General features: G+C 37.8%; 7 protein-coding genes. 3 read left to right on the forward strand and 4 right to left on the reverse strand.

The genetic code is table 11. The features are described from left to right. The first annotated feature begins 114 nt into the window (after nt 1-114). Nucleotides 115-2,346, forward strand: coding sequence for a bifunctional diguanylate cyclase/phosphodiesterase (locus GARC_RS14950; RefSeq protein ID WP_007621625.1), 2,232 nt, complete (start codon nt 115-117; stop codon nt 2,344-2,346). A gap of 12 nt (nt 2,347-2,358) precedes the next feature. Here GARC_RS14950 and GARC_RS14955 read toward each other — a convergent pair whose 3' ends face one another. Both GARC_RS14955 and GARC_RS14960 read right to left on the reverse strand, forming a co-directional pair. Next, entirely contained in the window at nt 2,359-2,937 is a 579-nt protein-coding gene (locus GARC_RS14955; protein ID WP_007621628.1) for a uracil-DNA glycosylase family protein, read from the reverse strand. A 76-nt stretch (nt 2,938-3,013) separates the two neighbouring features. Beyond that, nucleotides 3,014-4,150 carry an acyl-CoA desaturase gene (locus GARC_RS14960; protein ID WP_007621629.1) on the reverse strand — a complete coding sequence of 379 codons (1,137 nt, stop codon included), beginning with the start codon at nt 4,148-4,150 and terminating at the stop codon, nt 3,014-3,016. A 168-nt stretch (nt 4,151-4,318) separates the two neighbouring features. On the opposite strand from GARC_RS14960, the gene fabR reads away from it, so the two are divergent. After that, complete coding sequence (gene fabR / locus GARC_RS14965) at nt 4,319-4,930, forward strand: HTH-type transcriptional repressor FabR (protein ID WP_007621630.1); 612 nt, start codon at nt 4,319-4,321, stop codon at nt 4,928-4,930. Between the two features lie 17 nt (nt 4,931-4,947). On the opposite strand, the gene trmA is transcribed toward fabR, so the two are convergent. Further along, entirely contained in the window at nt 4,948-6,048 is a 1,101-nt protein-coding gene (gene trmA, locus GARC_RS14970) for a tRNA (uridine(54)-C5)-methyltransferase TrmA (protein WP_007621633.1), read from the reverse strand. A gap of 172 nt (nt 6,049-6,220) precedes the next feature. Here trmA and GARC_RS14975 point away from each other — a divergent pair, with 172 nt between their 5' ends. After that, nucleotides 6,221-7,618, forward strand: coding sequence for a DUF5610 domain-containing protein (locus tag GARC_RS14975; RefSeq protein WP_007621634.1), 1,398 nt, complete (start codon nt 6,221-6,223; stop codon nt 7,616-7,618). A gap of 72 nt (nt 7,619-7,690) precedes the next feature. Here the strand turns inward: GARC_RS14975 and GARC_RS14980 are convergent, their stop codons facing one another. Then, a complete protein-coding gene (locus GARC_RS14980) occupies nt 7,691-8,149 on the reverse strand; it encodes an RNA recognition motif domain-containing protein (protein ID WP_007621635.1) in 459 nt (152 codons plus the stop codon). Between the last annotated feature and the right edge of the window lie 100 nt (nt 8,150-8,249).

The raw sequence follows: 8,249 nt of genomic DNA on the forward strand, positions 1-8,249 counted from the left end.
AAGTAATTTTATACTTCCATGGCTTTTTCTTCGTGTTGTGTTGAATTGAACTGAATATAAAAAATATGGCATGATTGCTACAGACAGCAGGATTTTGAACTTAATGGAATGTCAATGAGCTCAAGTAAATACGAAAATGATGAATTAATTTTTTTATCAGAAGATAGCCACTCAAGCTCTCCGGAAATTACTGGTGTGTGGAATGTATTAGTCGTCGACGATGATGAAGAAATACACTCTGTCACTAGACTTGCTCTATCAGATTTAGTCGTTAATGATAAAAATTTACATTTTATCCATGCATATTCAGGTGCCGAAGCATTAAAAATAATTGAGGATATGGGATCGTCTATTGCCATTATTTTACTGGATGTAGTGATGGAATCTGATGATGCTGGTTTAACAGTAGCAAAAATTATGCGCGAAGAAATGAAGATTATGGAACCTCGCATTATTCTACGTACTGGGCAGCCGGGGTATGCGCCCGAAGAACAAGTCATTAAAGATTACGACATCAATGACTATAAAACCAAAACAGAGCTTACCCGAAGCAAATTGGTGACAACCATTATTGCTTCACTGCGTTCTTATCAACAGATATTGTCGATTAATCAAAGCCGCCTAGGCTTGCAAAAAATAATTGTTTCAGCCGCAAACCTAATGGAGGAGCATTCTGTTAAGAGTTTCTGCGAAGGTGTAGTGACTCAAATTAGTTCACTTATTGGCTTAGAAGCAGGCGGGGTTGTCTGTGCAAAAGCTGGCTCAGTATTGAACAAGGACGACGATGGCGTTTATATACTTGGCGCGGCAGGAGAATTTGCCCCTTACATTAATGAAAAGCTAGAAAATATACACAATGCAAAAATAGTGAAATTTGTTAACTGTTGTTTGCAACTCAAAGAGCATATATTTGAGAAAGAATTTTCTGTGTTATATCTTAATAGTTCGGGTTACGAAGCCGCTGTTTACTTGCAAATAGGCAAAGAAATTAGTGGAGTTGATCAACAATTACTCGAAGTGTTTTTGTCTAGTATTTCTATTGGCTATGAAAATGTTAACTTATTTCATCAACTTCGTACCGCTGCCTTTAAAGATTGGTTAACTAAGTTACCTAATCGTAGTGAATTTATCAATATGTTGGATGATTGTGGTGTCGCTAAAAACCACAATGAAAATTCAGTTGTGGCTTTAATCGATATAAATCATTTTGCCGATATTAATGATGGACTGGGCCAAGATGCTGGTAATAGTACTTTGCTTGCTGTTACTAAACGTTTAGAAGAAACATTTTTAGATAAGGTGAAAATGGGTCGTATTGGCTCAGACGTTTTTGGCTTAATTGGCGCCGAGTTTTTTGTTAATCCGCAAACACTGAATGAATTATTTATAGCTCCTTTTAAAGCGGGTGAACATACTTTGCCGCTTTCGGCCTCTTTTGGTTTTTGTCGATTAGTTGGAAAACCACAATCCGGTATTAATATTCTCAAGCATAGTAATATCGCTTTAAATAAAGCTAAGAAAAACCTTAATACAAACTTTGAATATTATGCGCCTGAGATGGAAGAGGAAACAACTTGGCGTTTGGACATGATCAGGCAATTAACCAGAGATTTTGAAGCGAAAAAGCTACAACTTTGGTATCAACCTCAAGTTGATTTAGTGACTGAAAAAATAGTCGGGATGGAAGCATTGTTACGCTGGCCAACCTCTGATGGCGGTTTTGTTTCGCCTGCGGTATTTGTTCCTTTAGCTGAGTATTCTGGTCTAATTATCGATATTGGGATCTGGGTGTTGGAAGAGTCGTGTCGAAAATTAAGCGCATTATCAAAGGAGGGATACACAGGCTTACGAATGGCAGTTAATATTTCCATGCCACAGTTTAGAGATCCAAATTTTATTGATACTGTCAAAAATATTATCACCAAATTTGCTGTAGAGCCGGAAAGGATAGAGTTAGAAATTACTGAAAGTGTGGTTATGGATGAGCCACAAATTGTGATTGAAGCCTTACAGGAATTGAAGTTGTTTGGAGTCAAAGTTGCCATTGATGATTTTGGGACAGGTTTCTCTTCCATGAGTTATCTACAACAATTGCCTCTTGATCGCTTAAAAGTCGATCGTTCTTTTGTTAACGAAATTAAACCAGGTAAAGCGGCCTTTATTGCTGAAACTATAGTAACTCTTGGTAATAAACTAGGTTTGTCGACCATTGCAGAAGGCGTCGAAAAAAGAGAGCAGGCCAGTTATATGCTAAAATTAGGCTGTGATGAAGCCCAAGGGTTTTTGTTTGCTAAACCAATGCCTTATGAACAATTACTCGAGTTTTTAGCCTCCGAGGATAATTAATCTAAGTTCAAATTAATTATCCTGTATCTTGAATTTAAGTATTTTTTGCATTTGCGGTAATACTTCGTTTTCAAACCAACTATTTCTTTTCAACCAAATATTATTCCTTGGTGAAGGGTGAGGTAACGGCAGGAATTGAACTTGGTACTCACGCCAGTTTTTAATCCGTTCAGTTAAGGTTCTCTTGTCTTTTAAGTAATAATCTTGAGCGTACTTACCCACTAAAAGTATAATTTTTGTTGGCTCTTGTTGTACCAATAACGGATGCCATTTGGGCGCGCATTCTGTCCTAGGAGGCAGGTCACCCGACTTACCTTTACCAGGATAGCAAAAAGCCATGGGCACAATAGACAAGGTGTTTTTGTCGTAGAATGTGTGTTTAGACATGTTTAGCCAAACTCGTAACCTATCCCCTGATGCATCATTCCATGGTGTATTGCTTTGATGAGCTTTAATGCCAGGAGCCTGACCAATTAGAATTATCTTTGCATGACTTGAATATTGCAATATGGGTTTAGGTGAAAAAGGTAAAGAGTGAGCACATTCATTACAATTATGGATCTTAGAGACAATGTCTATTTTACTAATCATTAGATTCTCCAAATTGATTTTTCCTTGTAAAAAAAAGGCCTCAAAATGAGGCCTTACCAGTAAATTTTTTATGTCGTTATTCTGCCATCGCAGGCAAGAAGTCAAACTGATTAATGTGTAACCACTTTTGTTTTTGAACTGCCAAACTTTGTTTTAACTCTTTATATTTGTAATGTACTTCAAGATTTTCATAGCTGCGCTTCAAGCTTTGTTTTTTGATTGCCATTAATTGTTTCTTGGCAGCGTAATAGTCGGTCATACGCTGTGCTAAGAGTTCGTACTCAACTTGTACTTTAGCTAATATTTCATCTGCATTGGCCATCTTCGATACTTTTTCTTGAGCTAATTTAAGCTGCATGGCTACCTTCGCCTTTTCAATTCTTTCTTCTGGGCAACGTCGAAGTTTGCTGGTCCAGCCAATAAGGGATAGTCCTTTGATTAACCATTTTGTTGGATCAAATTGCCACCATTTGATGCCGTTTCTGTAGTCATATTCAAATATATGGTGGAAATTATGATAACCCTCTCCGAAAGTAAAAAAGGCTAAAATATCGTTATCTCGAGCTGTATTTTTATCAGTATAAGGTTGCTTACCCCATATATGAGCCAGCGAGTTAATGAAAAAAGTGACGTGATGAACCACTACTAGGCGGAATACACCTGCTAACAGTAACATGCCCCAAATATCGCCATTCAACCAACCTAGCAACAATGGCACACCAAAGTTTGCGCTAAGCATGATCTTGAAATAGTGTTTATGTTGCCACATCACCACAGGATCTTTTTGTAGGTCGCGGCAGTTACTGTAATCAGCATAACGGTGGATTTGATATTCTCTTAACATCCAACCAATATGTGAATACCAGAAGCCTTTTTTGGCTGAGTAAGGATCATGATCGTTATCGTCAACATGTTTGTGGTGGATACGATGGTCCGAACACCAATGCAGAATACTGTTTTGTAGCGACATTGCGCCACCTATCGCCAACACGACTCTTACAAATGCATTGGCTTCGTATGCTTTGTGTGACCATAATCGGTGATAACCGGCAGTAATCGACATACCTGAAAAGTAAATTAATACGACACAGGCAATTATTTCAAAGGCATCAAAGCCATTTATTAGTGCTTCTAGAGGAACCAAAACCGCGGCTATAAGGCCGGTAATGGTAAAAACCAATATATTGGTAAGTAGCAGTCGTGGTTTTTTCATTTAAAAAATATTAATTTCAGCTTACATGTGTACGCTATTTTACGTTGCCTTTAGTTTTTCGCAAGGGCTATATGTGTATAGTGTGAAATTTCTTCGGTATGTGTTTTGCTTTTTTCACGTTAGAATTATGTGAATATTGCTCCGCTCATCAACAACAGGTTTTATCTATTGAACCGTCAAGAACAAAAATTACGTACCCGCCGTTCTATAATCGAAGCGGCGTTTTTACTCCTAGATGAACAACGCAGTTTGTCGAGTATCAGCCTTAGAGAAGTTGCAAGAGCTGCGGGTATCGCACCCACTTCTTTTTATCGACACTTTAAAGATATAGACGAATTAGGTTTAACCTTAGTTGATGAAGCTGGTTTAGCGCTACGTCAGTTAATGCGTCAAGCGAGAGTGAGAATTGCTTCTGGAGGCGGTGTGATCAATACCTCAGTGGATACTTTTATGGAGTTTATTACTGCTAATAACAATGTTTTTCGTTTGTTATTACGAGAACACACAGGTACATCAATGGCTTTTAGGGCAGCCGTATTGCGTGAAATCAAACACTTTAATGTAGAACTGACTGATTACACTATATCTACTACGGGCTTGCCATATAAAATTGCTAACTTACAAGCCGAAGCTATGGTCAAATTGGTTTTTAGTGCAGGAGCGGAAGCGCTTGATGCGTCCGCTGAGCAAAAGGCTAATGTTGCAGAACGAGTAAAACTTCAATTAAGGTTTGTTGTAAATGGTGCCTTACAAGCTAAAGCTGAACAAAGTTCGAGTTAATTGTCTGCAAACTCAAATTAACTATTTTTTTGCAAATAGACTCCACATTCTACGTGATGGGTATAAGGAAACTGATCGAATAACGCAAATCGAGTGATGCTATGTGTAAGTAATAATGTGTCCAGATTGAGTTTAAGGGTGTTTGGATTACATGAAATATACACAATGTTTTCATACTGACTAATCATATCCACAGTGGTTTCATCCAATCCAGCACGTGGTGGGTCGACTAATACAGTTTTGCAATGATAATCAGCTAAATTAATGCCTTCTAAACGGCGGAATTCTCGCACTCCCTGTTGGGCTTGGACAAATTCTTCGCTCGACATACGAATAATTTTTAGATTGAGTATGTGATTTGTATTAATGTTATCTTGCGCTGCCGCAACTGAGGTTTTGGATATTTCAGTGGCTAGAACTTTTCCGAAATTTTGTGCTAAGGGGATAGAAAAATTCCCAGAACCACAATATAGTTCAAGTAAGTCTCCTTGACTATCTTGAGTAATATCTAATGCCCATTCAATCATCTTAATGTTGACCCGTGCATTGGGCTGGGTAAAACTGTTCTCGACTTGTTTAAAGGTGAACATTTTTTGATTGATTGTTAATTCTTCGGTTACATAATCTTTATCTAGAATGACCTTTTGTTTCTTTGCACGACCAATAATGTCTATCTTGTATTTTTTTCTTAATGCAGAACGGATCTTCTGCATTTCATCGGTCCATTTTTCATCTAATACTTTGTGATAGAGCAAAGAAGCTGTGATTTCTCCGCTAAGTGTCGCTAAGTAATCAATTTGGAATAGCTTCCTACGAGCAGTGTCATTTTCTCTTAGTAATAGAAGCAGATCGGTCATAACATCATTAATAAGTTGGCTGGCAGGAGGAAAATGATGGACTTGGTATTTTTGTTTAGTGGCTTGATCAAACATTACATGATGAAGATCATCACGATCATGCCAGATGCGGAATTCAGCGCGTAATCTGTAATTTAATGGCTCAGAAGGAAATATTTCCAATGCAGGCATAGGAAGTTGGGCAAAACTGTCTATGAGAGTGTTTGTTTTAGTTTTCAGTTGTTCAACATAATTGTTTGCCTGAATCTCAGTTGGCCGCATGTATTGCCTCAATCATTGGGGGATAAAAACGCGCAAGTTAAAGTGTTTTCGTGCATTCTGCAATATCTAAGAAAAGTTAAGTATTATTTTTCGTATAAATTTTGTGCAAATTTATCTAAAGTATTAGAAAGTAGGGCCGATAAGTTTAGTTAAGGATAGTGAGGTATCTGCCATGAACATAAGTCAATTAAAAGCCTTTTTAGGTGACAGCCCCCAACATTTGGGTAAAGAAACAAGTATGCAAAACCAATTGCGTGATGCGGGTTTAAAGCAAGCTATTAGCGGGCAAAATAACCCAGTTTCGCAAAGCGTGGACAAATTTAGCTCCAGCACGTCTTTAGGTGTGCGGATCTATACTAATTCTTTAAACAATACCCTGGAAATTAATAGGCAGAAACCTAATTTTTCCGCGCCTGAGCCTAAAGATGCTGAAGCTTCATTATTTGATTTTGAAGAAATAGCAAAAAATGTGCTTAACTTTGTGGGTGGAGCGATTAAAAATGCTCAAAACAGAGGGGCCGATGATATTGAACTCAATGAGTTATTTGAACAAGCTTCATCTGGTGTACTCAAAGGCATAAAATTAGCTGAGCAAGATTTAGCGGGTTTCTTAAATGAAGAAATCGCGAATGGCATCAGTAAAAGTAAAGATTTAATTGAAGAAGGTATAGCCAATCTCAAACGCGATATCTTTAGTCCTCAAGCTGAAGCTTTAGATAAGCCTGCTCAATCTGCAGTTAACTCCTCTAGTGTCTCTTACGAAAAACAACAGTCAGGTGAACTGAGTATTCGAACTCGAGATGGTGATAGTGTAAATATTGTATTTGATGATATTCGGAAAATTGAGGTGACTCAACAACAGTCACGGCAAGCTGCACAAGATCCAGATGATAAAACACCAGTTCCTAAAACGGTTGAACGTAATAGTAACAGTACATCTACAGATGCAGTTGACACAGCGGCACCAGCAATTGATGCAGCAGAAAATCCAGAGGCGAATTTAGAGCCGATCGAAGAACCAAAATCTAGCCCCCAAACAATTGAGCAGAACGTGATTTTTTATCAAGAAAATTCATTTTCGTTTTCAGTCAAAGGAGAGTTAGATGAAGACGAGCTTAAAGCCATTGGGCAACTAGTCGCTGACGCTAATGAACTTGCTGAAGAGTTTTTTAATGGTGATATCGAGACCGCTTTTAATCAAGCGCTAGAGTTAGGGTTTGATGAACAAGAATTGTCTAGTTTTGCCTTGCAGCTCACCAAAGTCGAAAATACAGAAGTTATTAAAGCATATGAAACTGTCTCTCATTTTGATGACGATAATGTAGATGGCGATCCTGCGAAAGCAGTTAAACCGATTGCTGAGTATCTTGATAAACTATTAAACGTTCTGGATGGCTCTAGACATCAATTAGAAGACAATAAGTCATATGAAAATGTGATCAATGAATTGATTAATCGATTAGGTGAAGATGTGGCTACGCCAGATTTGATCTCTGCTATTAACCGCTTTAACGAATTTAATCAAAAACTTGTGAACAATTTACCTATTGGTTTTCAACCAGCAAGCTAATATTAGTCTTCTTTATAATAGGCAAATAAAAAAGGCCAGCTAGTTGCTGGCCTTTGAATTTCTAAATGAAGACTATTCTTCTTCAATTTTTTCTTTAGCTAACCGCACTTTTAAAGTACGTTCTTGGAAAGTCGAATCGTTTAAATTCTTGATTGCCTTGGCTGCACCTTTAGCATTCATTTCAACAAAACCGTAGCCTTTCCTTTTCCCAGTGCGACGATCTTTCATAAGTCGCACTGATACAACACTACCTTGTTGCTCAAAATGTTCCTGCACTGCTTCTTCATCTGCTCGATAAGGAAGATTACCAACATAGAGAGTGGATATCTCTGATGATTCATCTTGCCCGCCAGAAGAACTAGTAGACGAAAATAACTTCGATAAAGCTGGTACTAATAAGCCGCCAACTAAAACGCCTATGGCTGCTGCCCATTGGCTAGGCAAATCGGAAGCTACTATGGGTAAAATGACATAAAGAACAATAGCGAAAATGACCGTGGTAAAAATATTCAAAATAAAAGATGGATTCATATGGGTCTACCTAAAAAGATTTTATGGTTATAAGAATAAAAGCGAACATATGGTACCCATTTATAAGGTTTTCGCAAACAGTAAGGCTAGATATCAACAG

The organism is Paraglaciecola arctica BSs20135, from assembly GCF_000314995.1.
Classification (GTDB): Bacteria; Pseudomonadota; Gammaproteobacteria; order Enterobacterales; family Alteromonadaceae; genus Paraglaciecola; species Paraglaciecola arctica.